The sequence below is a fragment of the Oricola indica genome, assembly GCF_019966595.1.
GTDB classification, from domain to species: Bacteria; Pseudomonadota; Alphaproteobacteria; order Rhizobiales; family Rhizobiaceae; genus Oricola; species Oricola indica.
Genome location: NZ_JAINFJ010000005.1, coordinates 97406 through 116791, shown reverse-complemented (window position 1 = coordinate 116791; position 19386 = coordinate 97406). Strand labels below are relative to the sequence as shown.

General features: G+C 61.6%; 22 protein-coding genes. 18 read left to right on the top strand and 4 right to left on the bottom strand.

The window, feature by feature from the left end; all coding sequences use genetic code 11:
• Positions 1 to 2: 2 nt before the first annotated feature.
• From LC343_RS14260 to tgt, 3 genes are read left to right on the top strand one after another with little or no spacing between them, the layout of a single operon-like run.
• Entirely contained in the window at positions 3 to 509 is a 507-nt protein-coding gene (locus LC343_RS14260) for a peptidylprolyl isomerase (RefSeq protein ID WP_223477822.1), read from the top strand.
• 26 nt (positions 510 to 535) lie between these two features.
• The gene (gene queA / locus LC343_RS14255) at positions 536 to 1603 is read left to right on the top strand and encodes a tRNA preQ1(34) S-adenosylmethionine ribosyltransferase-isomerase QueA (RefSeq protein WP_223477821.1); all 1068 of its coding nucleotides are present in this window, start codon (positions 536 to 538) and stop codon (positions 1601 to 1603) included.
• A complete protein-coding gene (gene tgt / locus LC343_RS14250) occupies positions 1603 to 2733 on the top strand; it encodes a tRNA guanosine(34) transglycosylase Tgt (protein WP_223477820.1) in 1131 nt (376 codons plus the stop codon). Before queA ends, tgt begins: the two co-directional genes overlap by 1 nt.
• Here the strand turns inward: tgt and LC343_RS14245 are convergent.
• Positions 2730 to 3158, bottom strand: a complete 429-nt coding sequence (locus LC343_RS14245) for a DUF4864 domain-containing protein (RefSeq protein ID WP_223477819.1) — start codon at positions 3156 to 3158, stop codon at positions 2730 to 2732. The two genes, tgt and LC343_RS14245, sit on opposite strands and share 4 nt — an antisense overlap.
• A gap of 107 nt (positions 3159 to 3265) precedes the next feature.
• On the opposite strand from LC343_RS14245, the gene LC343_RS14240 reads away from it, so the two are divergent.
• The 3 genes from LC343_RS14240 (at position 3266) to eno (ending at position 6563) form a co-directional block, all read left to right on the top strand.
• The gene (locus LC343_RS14240; protein ID WP_223477818.1) at positions 3266 to 4177 is read left to right on the top strand and encodes a VOC family protein; all 912 of its coding nucleotides are present in this window, start codon (positions 3266 to 3268) and stop codon (positions 4175 to 4177) included.
• Entirely contained in the window at positions 4174 to 5004 is an 831-nt protein-coding gene (gene kdsA / locus LC343_RS14235; protein WP_223477817.1) for a 3-deoxy-8-phosphooctulonate synthase, read from the top strand. The genes LC343_RS14240 and kdsA overlap by 4 nt, the downstream gene beginning before the upstream one ends.
• A 284-nt stretch (positions 5005 to 5288) precedes the next feature.
• Positions 5289 to 6563 (top strand): phosphopyruvate hydratase, encoded by a 1275-nt coding sequence (gene eno, locus LC343_RS14230; protein ID WP_223477816.1) that lies wholly within the window; start codon positions 5289 to 5291, stop codon positions 6561 to 6563.
• Positions 6564 to 6588: 25 nt separating this feature from the next.
• Here the strand turns inward: eno and LC343_RS14225 are convergent, their stop codons facing one another.
• Positions 6589 to 7194 (bottom strand): AAA family ATPase, encoded by a 606-nt coding sequence (locus LC343_RS14225; protein WP_223477815.1) that lies wholly within the window; start codon positions 7192 to 7194, stop codon positions 6589 to 6591.
• Positions 7195 to 7337: 143 nt separating this feature from the next.
• On the opposite strand from LC343_RS14225, the gene LC343_RS14220 reads away from it, so the two are divergent.
• The 11 genes from LC343_RS14220 (at position 7338) to LC343_RS14170 (ending at position 16435) form a co-directional block, all read left to right on the top strand.
• A complete protein-coding gene (locus LC343_RS14220; protein ID WP_238484313.1) occupies positions 7338 to 7577 on the top strand; it encodes an FtsB family cell division protein in 240 nt (79 codons plus the stop codon).
• 145 nt (positions 7578 to 7722) lie between these two features.
• Complete coding sequence (gene pdhA, locus LC343_RS14215) at positions 7723 to 8763, top strand: pyruvate dehydrogenase (acetyl-transferring) E1 component subunit alpha (protein ID WP_223477813.1); 1041 nt, start codon at positions 7723 to 7725, stop codon at positions 8761 to 8763.
• Positions 8764 to 8776: 13 nt separating this feature from the next.
• Positions 8777 to 9055, top strand: a complete 279-nt coding sequence (locus LC343_RS14210; protein WP_223477812.1) for a hypothetical protein — start codon at positions 8777 to 8779, stop codon at positions 9053 to 9055.
• A gap of 30 nt (positions 9056 to 9085) precedes the next feature.
• Positions 9086 to 10525 carry a pyruvate dehydrogenase complex E1 component subunit beta gene (locus tag LC343_RS14205; RefSeq protein ID WP_223477811.1) on the top strand — a complete coding sequence of 480 codons (1440 nt, stop codon included), beginning with the start codon at positions 9086 to 9088 and terminating at the stop codon, positions 10523 to 10525.
• A 14-nt stretch (positions 10526 to 10539) separates the two neighbouring features.
• Complete coding sequence (locus LC343_RS14200) at positions 10540 to 11916, top strand: pyruvate dehydrogenase complex dihydrolipoamide acetyltransferase (protein WP_223477810.1); 1377 nt, start codon at positions 10540 to 10542, stop codon at positions 11914 to 11916.
• 13 nt (positions 11917 to 11929) lie between these two features.
• Positions 11930 to 12568: an SGNH/GDSL hydrolase family protein gene (locus LC343_RS14195; protein ID WP_223477809.1), complete on the top strand. Its 639-nt coding sequence runs from the start codon at positions 11930 to 11932 to the stop codon at positions 12566 to 12568.
• Positions 12569 to 12643: 75 nt separating this feature from the next.
• On the top strand, positions 12644 to 12907 hold the full coding sequence (locus LC343_RS14190) for an HP1242/YdcH family protein (protein ID WP_223477808.1): 264 nt from the start codon (positions 12644 to 12646) through the stop codon (positions 12905 to 12907).
• 84 nt (positions 12908 to 12991) lie between these two features.
• Positions 12992 to 14437, top strand: a complete 1446-nt coding sequence (gene lpdA, locus LC343_RS14185) for a dihydrolipoyl dehydrogenase (protein WP_223477807.1) — start codon at positions 12992 to 12994, stop codon at positions 14435 to 14437.
• An 84-nt stretch (positions 14438 to 14521) separates the two neighbouring features.
• Positions 14522 to 14770 (top strand): GlsB/YeaQ/YmgE family stress response membrane protein, encoded by a 249-nt coding sequence (locus LC343_RS14180; RefSeq protein ID WP_223477806.1) that lies wholly within the window; start codon positions 14522 to 14524, stop codon positions 14768 to 14770.
• 22 nt (positions 14771 to 14792) lie between these two features.
• Positions 14793 to 15761, top strand: coding sequence for a lipoyl synthase (gene lipA / locus LC343_RS14175; RefSeq protein ID WP_223477805.1), 969 nt, complete (start codon positions 14793 to 14795; stop codon positions 15759 to 15761).
• 200 nt (positions 15762 to 15961) lie between these two features.
• Positions 15962 to 16435 (top strand): type II toxin-antitoxin system RatA family toxin, encoded by a 474-nt coding sequence (locus LC343_RS14170; protein WP_223477804.1) that lies wholly within the window; start codon positions 15962 to 15964, stop codon positions 16433 to 16435.
• Here the strand turns inward: LC343_RS14170 and LC343_RS14165 are convergent.
• Both LC343_RS14165 and LC343_RS14160 read right to left on the bottom strand, forming a co-directional pair.
• Positions 16432 to 16983: a CinA family protein gene (locus LC343_RS14165; protein ID WP_223477803.1), complete on the bottom strand. Its 552-nt coding sequence runs from the start codon at positions 16981 to 16983 to the stop codon at positions 16432 to 16434. The genes LC343_RS14170 and LC343_RS14165 overlap by 4 nt on opposite strands.
• Before the next feature lie 4 nt (positions 16984 to 16987).
• The gene (locus LC343_RS14160) at positions 16988 to 18205 is read right to left on the bottom strand and encodes a bifunctional 2-C-methyl-D-erythritol 4-phosphate cytidylyltransferase/2-C-methyl-D-erythritol 2,4-cyclodiphosphate synthase (protein ID WP_223477802.1); all 1218 of its coding nucleotides are present in this window, start codon (positions 18203 to 18205) and stop codon (positions 16988 to 16990) included.
• A gap of 162 nt (positions 18206 to 18367) precedes the next feature.
• Between LC343_RS14160 and dusB the strand changes: the two genes are divergently transcribed.
• Positions 18368 to 19384: a tRNA dihydrouridine synthase DusB gene (gene dusB / locus LC343_RS14155; protein WP_223477801.1), complete on the top strand. Its 1017-nt coding sequence runs from the start codon at positions 18368 to 18370 to the stop codon at positions 19382 to 19384.
• Positions 19385 to 19386 lie beyond the last annotated feature (2 nt).

Sequence of the window (19386 nt, the reverse complement as noted above, 5' to 3'; positions counted from 1 at the left end):
ACATGGCCTACAAGGACCCCGAAAACACGCTGCTCATGGAAACGACCGTCGGTCCCGTCGTCATCGAGTTGCGGCCCGATCTCGCGCCGAACCATGTCGCCCGGATCAAGGAACTGGCTCGTGCTGGTGACTATGACGGCGTGGTTTTCCATCGTGTCATCGACGGTTTCATGGCGCAGACCGGCGACGTGCGTTTCGGCAACAAGAACTCCGACAATTTCGATCCGTCGCGCGCGGGCATGGGCGGTTCATCGAAGCCGGATCTTGCCGCCGAGTTCAACGACGCCAACCATACGCGCGGCGTGTGCTCCATGGCGCGGGCGCAGAATCCGAACTCCGCCAATTCGCAGTTCTTCATCGTCTTCGAGGACGCATCCTTCCTCGATCGCCAGTACACCGTCTGGGGCCAGGTGGTCGAAGGCATGGACAATGTGGACAAGATCAAGCGCGGCGAACCCGTGCGCGATCCCGATTCGATCGTCTCCATGAAGATCGCTGCGGACCAGTAATCCGTTAAGGCCGGCAGGCGGAACCCATGCGTGTAGACGCCTTCGATTTCGACCTGCCGGACGACCGGATCGCCATCCGGCCGGCTTCGCCGCGTGACAGCGCGCGGCTGCTCGTCGTCAAGCCCGGCGAGGATCTGTCTGATACGACGGTGAACCGACTTCCCGGCCTTTTGCGGCCGGGAGACGTGCTCGTCTTCAACGATACCAAGGTCATTCCGGCTCAACTGGAAGGCGTCCGCATTCGCGCGGACGGCGCGACGGCGCATGTCGGCGCGACCCTGCATATGCGTGTCGGTCCGGATCGCTGGAAGGCGTTCATACGGGGCGCAAAGAAGCTCAAGCCCGGCGACCGGGTCGATTTCGGCGCCAATGGTCACGATCTCGCAGCCGAAGTCCTGTCGAAGGGCGACGAGGGCGAGGCCGAGTTGCGGTTCGACCGCGCCGGCGGGGCGTTGGACGCCGCTCTTGCGCTGGTCGGTCATGTTCCCTTGCCGCCCTATATCGCTTCCAAACGGGCGGAGGATGCGCAGGATCGGCGCGACTACCAGACGATCTATGCCCGCGAAAAAGGGGCCGTCGCCGCTCCGACTGCCGGATTGCATTTTACGGACGACCTATTTTCGGCACTCGATGAAGCCGGCATCCGTCGCGCCTTCGTGACGCTGCATGTCGGGGCGGGCACGTTTCTTCCGGTTAAAGCCGAGGATACGACCGCGCACAAGATGCATGCGGAGATCGGCCACGTGGATGCGCAAACGGCAGCGATGCTGAACGAAGCCCGTGCGAATGGCGGCCGTGTGGTTGCGGTCGGTACGACCTCGCTGCGGCTTCTGGAAAGCGCCGCATCGGAAAGCGGCCTAATCGAGCCGTGGGCTGGTGCGACCGACATCTTCATCACGCCTGGGTACAGGTTCCGGGCAATCGATGTACTGATGACCAACTTTCATCTGCCGCGTTCGACGCTTTTCATGCTGGTTTCGGCCTTTAGCGGCCTCGATACGATGCGGGCGGCGTATGCCCATGCGATCGAAACCGGTTATCGTTTCTATTCCTACGGGGATGCCTGCCTGCTGTTCCCCCAAGAGGCCGCCTGATGACGACTCCATTTACCTTCGAACTGCTGGCGACCGACGGCGCGGCGCGGACCGGGTTCGTCAAGACCGCGCGCGGTGATATCCGTACACCGGCCTTCATGCCTGTGGGCACGGTCGGCACGGTCAAGGCAATGTATCTCGATCAGGTGCGCGACGCCGGCGCCGATATCATTCTGGGTAACACCTACCATCTGATGTTGCGTCCCGGCGCCGAACGGGTGGCTCGGCTCGGCGGATTGCACGAATTCATCCGCTGGCCCTATCCGATCCTGACGGATTCCGGCGGATTCCAGGTCATGTCGCTTGCCGGTCTGAGAAAGATGAGCGAGCAGGGCGTCGTCTTCCAGTCGCATATCGATGGAAAGCGCCACGAAATGAGCCCGGAACGGTCCATCGAGATCCAGGGCCTGCTCGGATCCGATATCCAGATGCAACTCGATGAATGCGTGGCTCTGCCGGCGGAACCGGACGTCATCCGCAAGGCCATGGAGCTCTCGCTTCGTTGGGCCGAACGCTGCAAGACCGCATTCGGCGAGCAGCCCGAGAGGGCGATGTTCGGGATCGTTCAGGGCGGCGATGACGAGAAACTGCGCGAGGATTCCGCGAAGGCGCTCACCGGGCTCGACCTGAAGGGCTATGCGATCGGCGGTCTTGCGGTCGGCGAACCGCAGGAAGTCATGCTCGCCATGCTGGATGTCACCTGTCCGATCCTGCCGGCAGATCGGCCGCGATATCTGATGGGGGTTGGAACGCCTCAGGATATCCTTCGCTCGGTCGCGCATGGCGTCGACATGTTCGATTGCGTGATGCCCACGCGCTCCGGGCGCCATGGACTGGCCTTCACGCGCCGCGGACGTGTGAATCTCAGGAATGCACGTCATGCCGAAGATCATCGGCCGCTCGACGAGGAGTCGACCTGTCCGGCAGCGCGGGACTATTCACGCGCCTATCTGCATCATCTGATCCGCTCCGGCGAGGCGCTCGGCGCGATGCTGCTGTCATGGAACAACATCCATTACTACCAGCAATTGATGCAGGGCATCCGGGATGCGATCGCGTCGCGGAACTACGCCGCGTTCAGCGCGCAAACCGAAGCGGCGTGGGAACGCGGCGATATCGACCCGCTCTAGGTCATGCCGGCCGCGCCCCTGCGCATCGTGACGGCATCGACCTTCCACGATCCGTCGGGCTGCATTTCCATGAAATAGGCAGCGGTGTAGTCGGATCCATCGGGGCCATTGATCATGACCTCCCAGACGAGTCGCCCGTCGGCAAGGCGTTCGACGCGGCCGAAGGCGTAGTTGCCTGGCCGCAGCACCGGCAGATAACCAGTCTGAACCATCGCCATGAAACGGTCGAGCGTCGGAAAAATCTTCCGGATATCCGGAGACGCGTAGGAATATGCCTGTTCGAAATCGCCGGACAGGAACGCTTCCAGTTGTCGCGTCACCACATCCTGCGCCTGTTGTTCATCCGCCGATTGCGCCTTGGCCGGGAATGTACTGATTGCCAGCGCCGCCATAAGCGCCAGTGCGAACCCCGATCGCGATTGCATCGCCACCTCCATTTTCACCGTCCCCGCTGCCTGTTGCATCTAGGACAGACATGCGCGGTGGTAATGAAGCGCTTGAACGCCCCCGGTAAATGATGCAAATCACGCCAATGTCGAAAGCGATCAAAAAGCCGCGCAAGGCGCGCATCCTCGACCACGCGGTCCTGCCGGTGGAAAGCCTCGAAATGGCGCGCGCGCGGTTTTCCGCACTGGGGTTCACGGTCGCGCCGGACGGCTTGCATCCGTTCGGCACCGAAAACGCCTGCATCTACTTTGCAGACGGCACGTTTCTGGAGCCATTGGGTATCGCCCAACGCGAGGATTGTGAGGCGACAGCGCGCAAGGGCAATGTCTTCACCGCGCGCGATCAGGCGTTTCGCTTTCGCAACGGCGATAACGGCTTTTCCGCAATCGCTTTTCTGACCGATGACGCGAAGGCCGATCACAAGGCGTTCCGCAAGACCGGCTTTTCCGCCGGCAAGAAGCTTTCGTTTTCGCGCAAGTTCATCAATGCCCAGGGTGATAAGGACAAGGCGGAATTCCTGCTGGCGTTCGCGGCGGACCTGCGGTCTCCCGATTCCTTCTTCTTCACCTGCGAACGTGTCGCCCAACCCAAGGTCGATCGCAGTGCGCTCGAGGTTCACGAAAACGGCGTGTCCGGCATCGTCGAGATCGTGCTCAGCGAAGCGAATCCGACCGACTTCCAGTATCTCCTGCAAGAGGTGGTCAACAACCGGGACGACGAGGCGCACTCGTTCGGACTGGAAATCGCCGCGGAAAACGCGCTCGTCAATGTGATGACCCCGGAAGGCCTGTCCGCCTATTTCGGCGTCAAGCGCTCGGTGGCCGGTCGGGGTTTGCGGCTGGAGGGGATCATCCTCTCGGTTCGCTCGCTTGCAGCTGTGCGCCGGACGCTCGAACATCACGCGACAGCGTTTCGCGAGATGCACAATCGTGTCGTCGTCGACGCCTCTGCGGGGCAGGGCTGCTTCATCGCGTTTCAGGAACAGGCGTCGGCATGACCCCCAACAGCTCCGTTACGGCCGGCAACGTCGCGTTCGGCAATGATGCGCCGCTATCGCTGATCGCCGGTCCATGCCAGATGGAAAGCCGGGACCATGCTTTCGACATGGCGGGCGCGCTGAAGGAAATATGCGAAAAGGCGGGTATCGGTCTCGTTTACAAATCGTCTTTCGACAAGGCCAACCGCACGTCGCTCTCGGGCCGACGCGGATTGGGCATCGACAAGTCCCTGCCGGTCTTCGCAGACCTGAAAGCCGAGTTCGGTTTTCCGGTGCTGACCGACATTCATACCGAGGCGCAATGCGCCGACGTGGCCGAGGTGGTCGATATCCTGCAGATTCCGGCCTTCCTGTGCCGGCAGACGGACCTGCTGCTTGCGGCGGCCCGCACGGGACGCGTCATCAACGTGAAGAAGGGGCAGTTCCTCGCGCCTTGGGACATGACAAACGTGCTCGCCAAGGTGGTCGAGGGCGGCAATCCGAATGTGCTCTTGACGGAGCGCGGCGTTTCCTTCGGTTACAACACGCTCGTTTCCGACATGCGCTCACTGCCGATCATGGCCGGGACCGGTGCACCGGTGATTTTCGACGCAACGCATTCCGTTCAGCAGCCGGGCGGGCAGGGCGGCTCTTCCGGTGGTGAAAGGCGCTTCGTGGAAACGCTGGCGCGGGCGGCGGTCGCTGTGGGTGTCGCCGGCGTCTTTGTCGAGACGCATCAGGATCCGGACAATGCGCCGTCCGATGGTCCCAACATGGTGCCGCTTGCTGATATGCCGCGCCTGATCGAGACGCTGGTGGCGTTCGACAGGATCGCGAAATCCCGCTGATCAGTCTCCGGCGACGATTACCAGTTCCTCGGCACCGACCGTATTCTGCGGCGCATGGCCTGACGTCAGCAAGCCAAGCGTGATGAAGGCGAAAGTCAGTGCTCCTGCGATCCGTGTCATGGTGTCCTCCACGGGTTGCGCCCCCAAAGCAAATGCGACGCTGGACGCCGATTCGGGCCTGACAATGATTTTCGGGATGAATTTGTTCGCCGCTCCTGTTTTACTTTGTGAGTGGCTCGGCTAAGGCACAGCCGAGATTGTTACCAGGCAAAGGGACCTTTGGCATGAGCGCTATCGTGGATATTATCGGCCGGCAGATTTTCGACAGCCGGGGAAATCCCACCGTGGAGGTCGATGTCGTGCTGGAAGACGGCACGCTCGGACGCGCCGCCGTGCCTTCCGGCGCGTCGACCGGTGCGCATGAAGCGGTCGAACTGCGCGACGGCGGTGAACGCTACAAGGGCAAGGGCGTCACCAAGGCGGTCGGCGCGGTGAACGGTCCGATCTTCGACGCGATCGGTGGCATGGACGCGACGCAGCAGGCCAAGATCGACGCGACCATGATCGAGCTCGACGGCACGGCCAACAAGGGCAAGCTCGGCGCCAATGCGATCCTCGGTGTCTCGCTCGCCGTCGCAAAGGCGGCCGCGATCTATTCCGGCATGCCGCTGTATCGTTACGTTGGCGGCACCAATGCGCATATTCTTCCAGTTCCGATGATGAACATCATCAATGGCGGTGCGCATGCCGACAACCCGATCGACATCCAGGAATTCATGATCATGCCGGTCGGCGCGGAAAGCATTGCCGACGCGGTGCGGATGGGATCTGAAATCTTCCACACGCTGAAATCGGCACTCAACAAGGCCGGGCACAATACGAGCGTCGGCGACGAGGGCGGTTTTGCGCCGAACCTTCGCTCGACGACTGAAGCGCTCGACTTCATCATGTCGGCGGTCTCGGCGGCTGGCTACACACCCGGCGAGGATGTCCGTCTCGCGCTCGATTGCGCGGCGTCCGAATACTACAAGGACGGAAAGTACGAACTGGCGGGCGAGGGCAAGTCGCTGTCGTCAGAGGAAAATGCGGCCTATCTGGACAATCTCGTGTCGAATTACCCGATCATCTCGATCGAGGACGGCATGCATGAGGATGACTGGGACGGCTGGAAGGTGATGACGGAAATGATGGGCGACAAGTGCCAGCTCGTCGGCGACGACCTTTTCGTCACCAACACGATCCGGTTGCGCGACGGCATCAAGATGGGCGTCGCCAATTCCATTCTCGTCAAGGTCAACCAGATCGGCTCGCTCACCGAGACGCTGGATGCCGTCGAGACCGCGCACAAGGCCGGCTACACGGCAGTCATGTCGCACCGCTCCGGCGAAACCGAGGATGCGACCATCGCCGACCTGGCGGTGGCTACGAATTGCGGGCAGATCAAGACCGGCTCTCTCGCGCGCTCCGACAGGTTGGCGAAATACAATCAGTTGATCCGCATTGAGGAAGAACTCGGCGCGCAGGCGGTCTATGCCGGTACGTCTATCCTGAAGGCCTAGCCAGCTTCGCGCTGTCCAGCACGCTTCATACCGCCGCCGGCCAAAGCCGGCGGCGTTTTAGTTCCTGCTCGATGAAATCCGCCCGTTCGGTAACGGTGATCCTTGGAAGGATGACCGGGAGATAGCCATGGCGGGGATAGGCCTCAGCGAGGCGCTCATATTCCCCGGCGGCGGCTTCAAAGTCGTGCTGTCGTTCGCGATCGGAGAGGAACAGTTCCTCCCAGGGCGGGGCAAGAAAGACGATCGGTGCGTAGCGGCAGCGATCGATTGCCCGGTAGTAGCATGACGGGACCGGCGATTGGGTCGTTTCGAAAGCCGCAACGGCATCGATCATCGAACGGTCGAAGAATACCGGACCCGCATTGGGTTGCGCCAATGTGTGGAAGTGAATGGCGCGAATGACGCACTGTTCCAGAAATCCGGCCATGTCGTCCCATGGCACGGAGGTGCCGCCGATCAGTTGCTGTTCGCGCACGATCTGGCGGCCCGGTTCCGCGAATGTTGCGTAGCCGCGTTGCGCAAGTTCGGCCATCAGGGTGGATTTCCCGCCGCCGGAGCAGCCCGAAATGACGATCATCCGGTCTGTGTCGCGCCCGGATTTCGAGCCAGGGCGGTAGTCGTCTTCGATCATATGAACGCTCTCCGTTTAGCGCCGCTTAACCAAAAGCGCGTAGTGTCAAAGGTCCGATCCAGGGCTTTTGTATTATGTGGACCCGTCATCGTCGCCGTTCTCCTCTCCGTCATCTCGTGTTGCCGATCTTCGCGACCGGGGTCTTGGCCTATTTCGGCCACCACGCAATCAACGGCTCATTGGGGCTGACGTCCGGGCAGCAGTATGAAGAGCGCATCGCTAAGCTCGAGGCCGAGTTGCAGAGCCTCGAGACACGTCGTGCGGCGCTCGACAAGAAGACGGCGATGCTGCGCGACGGTTCGCTGGAGAGGGACATGATCGACGAGCAAGCGCGGCGGCTTTTGGGTCTCACACGGTCGAATGAAATTGTAATTCTGCAATAGCGCCCAATTAACCGAATTTCGGTTAATTCGCATTTTATCCTGCGATTTGAGCCGCTTATCGTATGACAGCCATGCGGTTTTAGGCATTGCCTTCCGGCATTCTTACGCTACTCTATTTCCCAACAAAAAGCTAGGGAGTGAGTGCATGGCAACGCGTGCCAAAAAGACCCCCGCCGCGTCGGCGAGGGGCAAAACCTCATCAACAATCAAAGCCCCCAAGCCAGCCGAATTCAGCAAGGACGATGAACTTCTCGCCTATCGCGAGATGCTGATGATTCGCCGTTTCGAGGAAAAGGCCGGTCAGCTCTACGGCATGGGATTCATCGGCGGGTTCTGTCACCTCTATATCGGTCAGGAAGCTGTCGTCACCGGGATGCAGATGGCGGCAAAAGAGGGTGACCAGGTCATCACCGGTTACCGCGATCACGGCCACATGCTCGCTGCCGGAATGGAATCGCGCGGCGTGATGGCCGAACTGACCGGACGACAGGGCGGCTATTCCAAGGGCAAGGGCGGCTCGATGCACATGTTCTCCAAGGAGAAGAACTTCTACGGAGGCCATGGCATCGTTGGCGCACAGGTGTCCTTGGGAACCGGTATCGCTTTCGGCAACAAGTATCGCGAGAACGGTGCCGTCACGATGACCTATTTCGGCGACGGCGCCGCCAACCAGGGCCAGGTCTATGAGAGCTTCAACATGGCTTCGCTGTGGAAGCTGCCGGTCGTCTATGTGATCGAGAACAACCGCTACGCGATGGGCACCTCAGTCAGTCGCGCTTCGGCCGAAACCGATTTCTCGCATCGCGGCACGTCTTTCCTTATCCCCGGCTTCCAGGTCGACGGGATGGATGTCCGCGCGGTGAAGGCCGCTGGCGAACTCGCGCTCGAACATGCCCGTTCCGGCAAGGGGCCGATCATCGTCGAGATGCAGACCTACCGGTATCGCGGCCACTCCATGTCCGACCCGGCGAAATACCGCTCAAAGGACGAAGTGCAGAAAATGCGCTCCGAACACGATCCGATCGAGCAGGTGAAAGCCCGTATTCTCGAGAAGGGTTATGCCGACGAGGCGGAACTCAAGGCGATCGACAAGGAGGTGCGCGACATCGTCAGCGACGCTGCCGAGTTCGCACAGACCGATCCGGAGCCGGATGCATCCGAGCTCTACACGGACATTCTGCACTAGGCGGTCCGGGTCGATGCAGGCTTCGCCGGATATCTGGGTCTATGTGTTGGGGGCGGGTGTCGTCGCCCTCTTCGGCCTGTTTTTCTGGCATGTCTTCAAATCGTTCATCGGCGCCGGCCGGAAAGTCGCTGACTATCTCGACAACTCTTCGGCGCGCCGGCGTGCGGCGCTGGATCGCGAGATCAGGTTCGGTCCGGATCCGCTTTGGCTGCGCGCCATTCGTTTCATGTTCATCGCGGCGGCAGTTTGCCTCGCAGCGGTGCTGTTCTGGAAAAGATTCCGGCTCCAATAGGGCCGGCAAGAAAACACAGGTGAGGAAACCATGCCCGTTGATATTCTGATGCCTGCGCTCTCCCCGACGATGGAAGAGGGCAATCTGGCCAAATGGCTGGTCAAGGAAGGTGACAACGTCTCGTCAGGTGACGTGATCGCCGAAATCGAGACCGACAAGGCGACGATGGAAGTCGAAGCCGTCGATGAAGGTGTGATCGGAAAGATCCTCATCGACGAAGGCGCCGAAGGCGTGAAGGTCAACACGCCGATCGCGGTTCTGCTTCAGGAAGGCGAAAGCGCCGATGACATCGGCAAGTCCGCGCCACCCTCCGGCGATCCGCATGGCGAGCGAAGCGCCGATGGCGCGGCCGGCGAGGGTACCGCGACCGATGGCAATGCCGTCGAGGACATGGATGCGCGCCGGGTGCCTGCCGAAGGCAAGGTCCATCCCGAACCGTCGGCGCCGGATGTCGGTTCCGACCCGGACATTCCCGACGGAACCGAAATGGTCCCGACAACGGTCCGCGAAGCATTGCGCGACGCGATGGCCGAGGAGATGCGCGCCGACGAGACCGTCTTCGTGATGGGCGAGGAAGTCGCCGAATACCAGGGCGCCTACAAGGTCACGCAGGGCCTGCTCGACGAGTTCGGTCCGAAGCGTGTCGTCGATACGCCGATCACCGAACACGGCTTCGCCGGTGTTGGTGTCGGCGCGGCAATGTCCGGGTTGCGGCCGATCGTCGAGTTCATGACGTTCAACTTCGCCATGCAGGCGATCGACCAGATCATCAACTCCGCGGCCAAGACGCTTTATATGTCCGGCGGCCAGATGGGCGCGCCGATGGTCTTCCGCGGCGCCAGCGGCGCGGCGGCCCGCGTTGCGGCCCAGCACAGCCAGGATTATGCGGCGTGGTACAGCCACGTGCCCGGCCTCAAGGTCGTCATGCCCTACACCGCGGCGGACGCGAAAGGCCTCTTGAAGGCGGCGATCCGCGATCCCAACCCGGTGATCTTCCTCGAAAACGAGATTCTCTACGGACAGACATTCGACGTTCCGAAACTCGACGATTTCGTGCTGCCGATCGGCAAGGCGCGCATCCATCGCTCCGGGTCTGACTGCACGATCGTGTCTTTCGGGATCGGCATGACCTATGCCATCAAGGCGGCCGAGGAACTGGCGGGAGCCGGTATCGAATGCGAGGTGATCGACCTGCGCACGATCCGTCCCATGGACTTGCCGACGGTGATCGAAAGCGTGAAGAAGACCGGTCGTCTCGTAACCGTCGAAGAGGGCTTCCCGCAGAGTTCGGTCGGCGACTTCATCGCCAACCGCGTGCAGCGCGAGGCGTTCGACTATCTCGACGCGCCGGTCGTCACCATCGCCGGCAAGGATGTCCCGATGCCTTACGCGGCCAATCTGGAAAAACTGGCGCTGCCGAATGTCGGCGAAGTGGTCGACGCGGTCAAAACCGTCACCTACGCGTCCTGAGGGGGAGGAGCACTATGCCCATCAATATCACAATGCCTGCGCTCTCCCCGACGATGGAAGAGGGCAATCTCGCCAAGTGGCTGGTCAAGGAAGGCGACAGCGTTTCCGCCGGCGACGTGATCGCGGAGATCGAAACGGACAAGGCCACGATGGAAGTCGAGGCTGTCGATGAGGGAACGGTCGCCAAGATCGTCGTTGCCGAGGGCAGCGAAGGCGTCAAGGTCAATGCCGTCATCGCCATTCTCGCCGCCGAAGGCGAGGATGTGAGCGAGGCGGCGTCCTCCGGCGGTGCGTCGCCGGCACCGGCCAAGGAAGAGCCGAAAGCCGAGGCCGCGCCGGCCAAAGAGGAACCGAAGGCGGCCGCTACGCCGGCTCCGGGCCCTGCCAAGGCGGCGCAGACGCAAGCAATCCCGGATAACGTCAAGGCCGGGCCTGTGCCGGTCAAGGACGGCGAAAGGGTTTTCGCCTCGCCGCTGGCGCGTCGCATCGCCAAGTCCGAAGGCGTCGATATCACGGCGGTTTCGGGCACCGGGCCGCATGGCCGTATCGTCAAGCGCGACGTGGAAGCCGCGATCGCCGGTGGTGCGAAGGCTTCCGCCGCTGCCGACAAGTCCCCGGTCACGCCGGCGCCTGCGGCTGCAATGGCGACCGGATCGTCCACCGATGCGGTGCTCAAGCTGTTCGAGGAAGGCTCCTACGAACTCGTCAAGCATGACGGCATGCGCAAGACCATCGCGAAGCGGCTGCAGGAATCGAAGCAGACGATCCCGCATTTCTACGTCTCGGTCGATTGCGAGCTGGATGCGCTCCTCAAGCTGCGTTCCGAGTTGAACGCCGCCGCACCGCGCAAGGACGATCGTCCGGCCTACAAGCTGTCGGTCAACGACATGGTCATCAAGTCGCTCGCGCTTGCACTGCGAGACGTGCCGGACGCCAATGTCTCGTGGACCGACGAGGCGATGGTCAAGCACAAGCATGCCGATGTCGGCGTTGCGGTTTCCATCCCGGGCGGGCTGATCACGCCGATCGTTCGCCAGGCGGAAATGAAGTCGCTTTCGGTCATCTCCAACGAGATGAAGGATCTCGGCAAGCGCGCCAAGGAACGCAAGCTGCAGCCGCAGGAATACCAGGGCGGTACGACGGCGGTCTCCAATATGGGCATGATGGGCGTGAAGGACTTCGCCGCTGTCGTGAACCCGCCGCATGCGACGATCCTTGCGGTCGGCGCGGGCGAGAAGCGCGCGGTGGTCAAGGACGACGCGATCGCCATAGCACAGGTGATGACGGTGACACTGTCGACCGACCACCGTTGTGTCGATGGCGCGCTCGGCGCGGAACTCCTCGCGGCCTTCAAGGGCTACATCGAAAACCCGATGTCGATGCTGGTCTAGGGCCGATCGCGCGATGAAAACCGTTCTTGCCTTCGGCGATTCGCTGACCTGGGGCTACGATCCGGAAAGCGGGCGACGCCACCTGAGCGAAAATCGCTGGCCGGTGGCGCTCGCCGATGCACTTGGCGGGCGCGTCGAGGTGATTGGCGAAGGACTGAACGGCCGGACGACAGCGTTCGACGATCATCTCGGTGGAAGTGACCGAAATGGCGCGCGGACGCTGCCGATGGTGCTCGATACGCACAAGCCTATCGATCTCGTCGTCATCATGCTGGGCACGAACGACCTGAAGCCGTCGGTTCACGGCCTCGCCTTCACCGCGCGGCAGGGGATCGAGAAACTGGTCAGCCTCGTGCGCAATCACGACTGGTCGTTCGAGATGGAGACGCCCGCGGTCCTGATCGTCGCGCCGCCGCCATTCTGCGAGACCGCAAATCCGGATTACGCGGCGATGTTTGCGGGCAAGATATCGGAATCGCGGATGCTCGGGTCGATGTATGCGGATGTCGCGGACGATCTGGAGTGCGGTTTCTTCGACGCATCAACGGTTGCATCGACGTCGCCTGTCGACGGGATTCATCTCGACGCAGAGAATACGAGAGCCATCGGAAAGGCGCTTGCGCCGGTCGTTTCGCTGATGCTCGGACTATAAATTGATACGGATCAAGGAGGGACTGGCAACAGGGCTTAGGGTCGGATACACGACGGATAAACTGGAGGTATCCCAATGTCCCATGTCCCGCATGAACTGGCCGACGAATTCCCGGAACTGGTCGCCGAAATCCACCACTTGCGTGAGAAGGATGGCCACTTTCACCGGATCTCGAACGAGTATCACGAGCTGAACCGGGCCATTCATCGCGCAGAGACCGATATTGAACCTTGCGATGATGCGCGTCTGGTCGAGATGCGCAAAAAACGCATGGCACTGAAAGACGAAATCTACGGGATGCTGGTCAAGCCGGAACCCACCGCAGAAGACCCTGCATAAGGGGCGGCAAAAGGCTTCCACTCCCGCAACCGGTCGCCGGCGTCTCGCGCCGTCGGGCCGATATAACAAGGAGTGGAAGCGCCCATGTCGAACGTATACGACATCATCATCATCGGTTCCGGCCCCGGCGGCTATGTCGCCGCAATCCGGGCCGCGCAGCTTGGCCTCAAGACCGCCATCGTGGAGCGTGAGCATCTCGGTGGCATCTGTCTCAACTGGGGCTGCATCCCGACCAAGGCGCTGCTTCGGTCGGCCGAAGTCATGGACTTCGCCAGCCACGCCAAGAACTACGGACTGAAAATCGACGGCACGGTGAGCGCGGACGTGAAGGCCGTGGTCGATCGGTCGCGCGGTGTCTCCGGGCGTCTTAATGGCGGCGTCGGCATGCTGATGAAGAAGAACAAGATCGACGTGATCTGGGGCGAGGCGAAACTCGCCGGCAAGGGCAAGATCACTGTCGGCAAGCCTTCCAAGAAACCGATGGAGCCGCAGCACCCGGTGCCCAAGGGCGTCAAGGGCGAGGGCGAGTACACGGCGAAGAACATCATCGTCGCGACCGGCGCGCGGCCCCGCGCTCTTCCGGGCATCGAGCCGGACGGCAAGCTGATCTGGACCTATTTCGAGGCGATGGTGCCGCAGGAAATGCCGAAAAAGCTTGTCGTCATGGGCTCGGGCGCGATCGGCATCGAATTCGCCAGCTTCTACAATTCCATGGGTGTGGATGTGACGGTCGTCGAGCTTATGCCGCAGGTCATGCCGGTCGAAGACGAGGAAATCTCCAAGATCGCCCGCAAGCAACTGGAGAAGCACGGCCTGAAGATCATCACCGAAGCGAAGGTATCGAAGGTCGAGAAAAAGTCGAACTCCGTTGTTGCCCATGTCGAGAAAAAGGACGGAAAGACCGAGGCCATCGAGGCCGACCGGCTGATCTCCGCCGTCGGCGTGCAGGGCAATATCGAGAATCTCGGTCTTGAGAGCCTCGGCGTAAAGACCGACCGCGGCTGCATTGTCATCGATGGGTATGGCAAGACCAATGTCGAGGGCATCTACGCCATCGGCGATGTCGCCGGGCCGCCGATGCTGGCGCACAAGGCCGAGCATGAAGGCGTCATCTGCGTCGAGAAGATCGCCGGCGTGCCGGGCGTGCATCCGATGGACAAGTCGATGATCCCCGGCTGCACCTACTGTCATCCCCAGGTCGCATCCGTCGGTCTGACGGAAGCCAAGGCGAAAGAGGCCGGCCACGAAATCCGCGTCGGGCGTTTCGCGTTCGTCGCCAACGGCAAGGCGATCGCGCTTGGCGAGGACCAGGGCCTGATCAAGACGATCTTCGACAAGAAGACCGGGCAGCTTCTCGGTGCACACATGGTGGGCGCGGAAGTGACCGAACTGATCCAGGGCTTCGTCGTCGCGATGAACCTCGAGACGACTGAGGAAGAACTGATGCATACGGTCTTCCCGCATCCGACCCTCTCGGAGATGATGAAGGAAAGCGTTCTGGACGCCTATGGGCGCGTGCTGAACGCGTGACCCGGGTCGTCCGCAAGGCCGGTATCGGCCTTGCAATCCCGACCCCGCAAACGCATCTGTGAATTAGAATAAGGAGCAGGACAAATGGGCTTCATCATCTGGATCATCATCGGCGGCCTTGCCGGCTGGCTTGCCGGCATCGTCATGAAAAACCAGTCGGGCCTGCTGATGAACATCGTCATCGGCATCATCGGCGCTTTCGTTGGCGGCTGGCTGTTCAATGTACTCGGCATCATGCCGAGCGGCGGCTTCGTCGGCTCGCTCATTACTGCCACGGTCGGCGCCATCGTGTTGTTGTTCGTGGCGGGGCTCGTCACCGGCAAGCGTCGTTAAAAAGACAGAAAAGCAGACAGTCATGGTCACAGTGCTCGATACGACCGCGCCCGCACAAAGGGTGCGCCATCCCGAAAAGGCGCACCGGCCGGACCAGCCCGTCCAGGCGCGCAAGCCGGACTGGATCCGCGTGAAGGCGCCGACATCGGCCGGCTTCCGGGAGACGCACGGCATCGTGAAATCGCACAATCTCGTGACGGTGTGCGAGGAAGCGGGCTGCCCGAATATCGGCGAGTGCTGGGACAAGAAGCACGCCAGCTTCATGATCATGGGCGAGATCTGCACCCGCGCTTGCGCCTTCTGCAATGTCTCGACCGGCCGGCCTGCGCCACTCGATTCGAAGGAGCCGGAAAACATCGCCCATGCGGTCAAGACGATGGGTCTGACGCATGTCGTCATCACCTCCGTCGACCGCGACGATCTCGACGATGGCGGCGCGCAGCATTTCGTCGAGGTCATACAGGCAATCCGCGAGGAAGCACCGGACACGACGGTCGAGATCCTGACGCCCGACTTCCTGCGCAAGGAAAAGGCAGTGGAGAAGGTCGTCGCCGCCAAGCCGGATGTCTTCAACCACAATCTGGAAACGGTGCCGTCCAACTACCTCACGGTGCGGCCGGGTGCCCGTTACTTCCATTCGATCCGGCTTCTCCAGCAGGTCAAGGAGATCGATCCGACCATGTTCACGAAGTCAGGCATCATGGTCGGGCTTGGCGAAGAGCGGAACGAAATCCTTCAGCTTATGGACGACCTGCGCACCGCCAATGTCGATTTCCTGACGATCGGGCAATATCTGCAGCCAACCAAAAAGCACCATCCGGTCATCCGGTTCGTTCCGCCGGACGAGTTCAAGTCGCTGGAGACCATCGCGTATTCCAAAGGCTTCCTGATGGTATCCGCGAGCCCGCTGACGCGGTCTTCGCACCACGCCGGAGACGATTTCGCGCGCCTGAGGGAAAACCGGGCAAAGAGACTGGCGGCAGCCGGGTAGGCCAGGCGGGCCTTGCGAGGGCTCGCCGACCTTCTATCTCCGTTTGCCGCGCACGGAGCTCGTCTTGTGGATGCGACTACCGCGGCGTGTTTCGCTTTTCGGTGTTATCTGGCGGCGGCATTTCCGTATGCACATTGAAATTCTTTGCGGATGCGGATCGCCTACTTGCCATGTGGGAGCGTGATCCTTAGCTGTCCGGCATGCCGAAGTTTCAGGACATAACGACCGTTCCGCACAGCGCGGCGCAGATGTTCGATCTTGTTGCAGATGTCGAGCGATATCCGGAGTTCCTGCCGATGTGCGAGGCATTGCGTGTTCGCGAGCGGCGCGAACGCGAAGATGCCACTATGCTCGTTGCCGACATGACTGTCGGCTACAAGATGATCCGCGAGACCTTCACGTCACGCGTCGTACTCAAGCCCGGGCAGAATGCGATCGACGTTTCCTATCTCGAGGGGCCGTTCCGCTACCTGGACAATCGCTGGCGCTTCGAAGAGCGGCCGGATGGCGGCTGCGACGTACATTTCGCCATCGACTACGAGTTCAAGAGCCGGACGCTCGGCATAGTGATGGGCGCCATGTTCGACAGGGCGTTTCGCATGTTCTCGGAGGCATTCCAGAAACGTGCATTCGCGGTCTATGGCGATCCGCGACGTGATGACGCCACGGCCTAGTCTTCGGCTTCAACCTCGGGCTCCGCTTGGCGGTCCGGAGCGAGCTTCACCGTTTCCGTCAGGATCTCGATAGCCGTCATCACCGTTGCCTGTCGGATGAAGGCGCGGCCGTGATCCGGAAAGACCGTCTTGTGCACGAATGTCGGCGCCCAACTCGCGGCGCATCCAAACCAGACGAGACCGACCGGTTTGAGATCGGTGCCGCCATCGGGACCGGCGACACCGGTGACCGCGATCGTGATATCGGCGTCGGCGCGGGCGAGGGCGCCCTCCGCCATCGCGCCCGCCACTTCGCTGGACACCGCGCCGTTGCGCTCGATCATGTCGGCGGGAACGCCGAGCAGGTCGGATTTTGCGCCGTTCGAATAGGTGACGAAACCACGGTCGACCACGGCGGACGAGCCTGGGACTTCCGTCAGGGTGGCCGCAATCAGGCCGCCGGTGCAGGATTCTGCCGTCGCGATCATGATGTTCTTCTGTTTGCAGAGATCGAGTAGGGCGCCGATACGTTCTGCAACCTCGTCTTGCACTTCGCTGTTGTCATTCATCGCATTATTCTCCTTCCATCGGAAAGACCGCTGTCGCGGTTGCCAGCGCGACGATACCTTCTTCGCGGCCGATGAAGCCGATCTTCTCGTTTGTCGTCGCCTTGACCGAAACCCGGTTCACGCCGATTCCGATGACATTGGCGATCGACTCGCGCATGGTTTCGCGATGCGGGCCGATCTTCGGTCGTTCACATAAAAGCGTCACGTCGCAATGAGTCACGCGGCCGCCTGCATCCTGAACCAGCGTTGCCGCGTGTTTCAGGAAAACATGGGACGCCTGGCCTTTCCACTGCGGATCGCTCGGCGGAAAATGGCTGCCGATGTCGCCCTCACCGATCGTCGCCAGAAGAGCGTCGGTCAATGCATGGAAACCGACATCGGCATCGGAGTGTCCCGAGAGCATGCGGTCATGGGCGATCTCGACGCCGCAAAGGACGATCCGGTCTCCGCGGACGAGCTGGTGCGTGTCATATCCATGGCCGACGCGAACATCTGGCAGGACGGGAGCGGTCTCGTCTTTCAGCATGCGTTCTGCTTCCTCGAAATCCTGCGGCCATGTCAGCTTGATATTGCGGGAATCGCCGGCAACGACACGCACCGGCAGATTGGCCCACTCGTACAGCGCCGCGTCGTCGGTGAACTCCTCGGCCGCCGTTTTTGCCGCCTGTTTGTGAACATCCAGTATTGAGGCCAGCGGGAATGCCTGAGGCGTTTGCGCCCGGTACAGCCCTGCGCGGGGCACCGTCGCGTGTATCCTGCCGGTGTCGTCCGTGGCCTTCAATGTCTCCGAGACCGCAAGGGCGGGAATGACGCCGCTCTCTGGGGCATTAGCCAGAGACTCCGCGATCTTGTCGAGAACGGCTGATGTAATGAAAGGGCGCGCGGCGTCGTGGATCAGCGCGAATTGCGGCGCGGGATCGATTGCGGCGAGTGCTTCCAGGCCGCGCAGGACGGATGCCTGCCGCGTCGTGCCGCCGGTGACCACCGTAATCCCTTCGAGATCCCCGGAAAGCGCTTCGCGCAGCAGCGCCTCGTCATCTGCGTGGCGGACGATCACCACCGGGCATTCCGGATTCCATTCCCGGAAAGCTCCCAGTGTTCTCGCTATCACGGACTTCGCGCCGAGGCGTCTGTATTGCTTGGGACCATTGCCCGCGCCGGCGGCTCTTTCGCCGCGCCCCGCCGCGACAATGACCACTCCGTAACGCTGCCCGGTTTGCATTTTCGACTTTTCTTTCGGCACTTATGCAGGCAAAAGCGCCATGTTCCTGAAAAAACGCCTATCGGGCTCGCTTTAACACACCGCGCCGATTGCACAAGGCACGCATAGTGTCTAGTAAATAGGCATAGTGTGTATATGCCCATTATTCAGTCAAAGGCATTCATGACCGATATCCACGCACCTCTGAAGATCGGATCTGTCGAGTTGCGCAACCGGGTCTTCCTCGCTCCGATGTCAGGCGTGAGCGACTGGCCGTTTCGCCAGCGCGCATTCCGTCACGGCGCGGGGCTTGTCGTGTCGGAGATGATCGCGAGCGAAGAATACTGCCGTGCCCGCAAGGAAAGCCGGGTGCGTGCGCAGACGGACGGGTTGCCGGTGCGCATGCTGCAACTGGCAGGGCGTGAGGCGCGCTGGATGGCAGAGGCGGCACGGATCGCGCAGGGCGAGGGCGCCGATATCCTGGATATCAATATGGGGTGTCCCGCGAAGAAGGTGACGGGCGGATACTCCGGTTCGGCCCTGATGCGTGATCTCGATCATGCGCTCACCCTAATCGAGGCCACCGTGAATGCGGTCGATATTCCCGTCACGCTCAAGATGCGGCTCGGCTGGGACGAGCACAGCATCAACGCTCCCGAACTCGCGAAACGCGCAGAGGATGCGGGTGTGCGGATGATAACGGTTCACGGCCGGACACGCGCACAACTCTACAATGGTCATGCCGATTGGCGTCGGGTGCGCGATGTGAAAGAGGCGATTTCCATTCCGCTGGTTGTCAATGGCGATATTGCCCGGTTGCAGGACGCGCGTGCTGCGCTGTCGGCCTCCGGGGCCGATGCGGTGATGGTCGGACGCGCAAGCTATGGTGCACCGTGGCTGCCGGGAGAAATGGCGCGGGAGGCAGGCTTCGACGAGGCCGGAACGGTCGCCGCGCCGTCGGCGCGGGAATTGCCTGACTATGTCGCCGGCCATTACCAGGACATGCTGTCTCATTACGGGCGCGAGACCGGCGTCCGCCATGCGCGCAAGCATCTTGGCTGGTATCTCGATCGGCATGGTGTGCAGGCCGACCACACGGCGCTCCGCCGCCGGGTCATGACGAGCAACGATCCGGACGAGGTCATGCGCATGACAGGCGAGATCATCTCAAATTCCGATTTCAGGGCGGAGGCTGCATAGTG

Excerpts from the sequence above, each read along its gene's own strand:
- tgt (WP_223477820.1), top strand. The coding sequence starts at position 1,603 with ATGACGACTCCATTTACCTTCGAACTGCTGGCGACCGACGGCGCGGCG.
- LC343_RS14165 (WP_223477803.1), bottom strand. The coding sequence starts at position 16,983 with ATGAATGACAACAGCGAAGTGCAAGACGAGGTTGCAGAACGTATCGGC.
- lpdA (WP_223477807.1), top strand. The coding sequence starts at position 12,992 with ATGTCGAACGTATACGACATCATCATCATCGGTTCCGGCCCCGGCGGC.
- LC343_RS14240 (WP_223477818.1), top strand. The coding sequence starts at position 3,266 with ATGTCGAAAGCGATCAAAAAGCCGCGCAAGGCGCGCATCCTCGACCAC.
- lipA (WP_223477805.1), top strand. The coding sequence starts at position 14,793 with ATGGTCACAGTGCTCGATACGACCGCGCCCGCACAAAGGGTGCGCCAT.
- eno (WP_223477816.1), top strand. The coding sequence starts at position 5,289 with ATGAGCGCTATCGTGGATATTATCGGCCGGCAGATTTTCGACAGCCGG.
- pdhA (WP_223477813.1), top strand. The coding sequence starts at position 7,723 with ATGGCAACGCGTGCCAAAAAGACCCCCGCCGCGTCGGCGAGGGGCAAA.
- kdsA (WP_223477817.1), top strand. The coding sequence starts at position 4,174 with ATGACCCCCAACAGCTCCGTTACGGCCGGCAACGTCGCGTTCGGCAAT.
- LC343_RS14225 (WP_223477815.1), bottom strand. The coding sequence starts at position 7,194 with ATGATCGAAGACGACTACCGCCCTGGCTCGAAATCCGGGCGCGACACA.
- LC343_RS14190 (WP_223477808.1), top strand. The coding sequence starts at position 12,644 with ATGTCCCATGTCCCGCATGAACTGGCCGACGAATTCCCGGAACTGGTC.
- LC343_RS14170 (WP_223477804.1), top strand. The coding sequence starts at position 15,962 with ATGCCGAAGTTTCAGGACATAACGACCGTTCCGCACAGCGCGGCGCAG.
- LC343_RS14200 (WP_223477810.1), top strand. The coding sequence starts at position 10,540 with ATGCCCATCAATATCACAATGCCTGCGCTCTCCCCGACGATGGAAGAG.
- LC343_RS14195 (WP_223477809.1), top strand. The coding sequence starts at position 11,930 with ATGAAAACCGTTCTTGCCTTCGGCGATTCGCTGACCTGGGGCTACGAT.
- LC343_RS14245 (WP_223477819.1), bottom strand. The coding sequence starts at position 3,158 with ATGCAATCGCGATCGGGGTTCGCACTGGCGCTTATGGCGGCGCTGGCA.
- queA (WP_223477821.1), top strand. The coding sequence starts at position 536 with ATGCGTGTAGACGCCTTCGATTTCGACCTGCCGGACGACCGGATCGCC.
- LC343_RS14260 (WP_223477822.1), top strand. The coding sequence starts at position 3 with ATGGCCTACAAGGACCCCGAAAACACGCTGCTCATGGAAACGACCGTC.
- dusB (WP_223477801.1), top strand. The coding sequence starts at position 18,368 with ATGACCGATATCCACGCACCTCTGAAGATCGGATCTGTCGAGTTGCGC.
- LC343_RS14210 (WP_223477812.1), top strand. The coding sequence starts at position 8,777 with ATGCAGGCTTCGCCGGATATCTGGGTCTATGTGTTGGGGGCGGGTGTC.
- LC343_RS14205 (WP_223477811.1), top strand. The coding sequence starts at position 9,086 with ATGCCCGTTGATATTCTGATGCCTGCGCTCTCCCCGACGATGGAAGAG.
- LC343_RS14180 (WP_223477806.1), top strand. The coding sequence starts at position 14,522 with ATGGGCTTCATCATCTGGATCATCATCGGCGGCCTTGCCGGCTGGCTT.
- LC343_RS14160 (WP_223477802.1), bottom strand. The coding sequence starts at position 18,205 with ATGCAAACCGGGCAGCGTTACGGAGTGGTCATTGTCGCGGCGGGGCGC.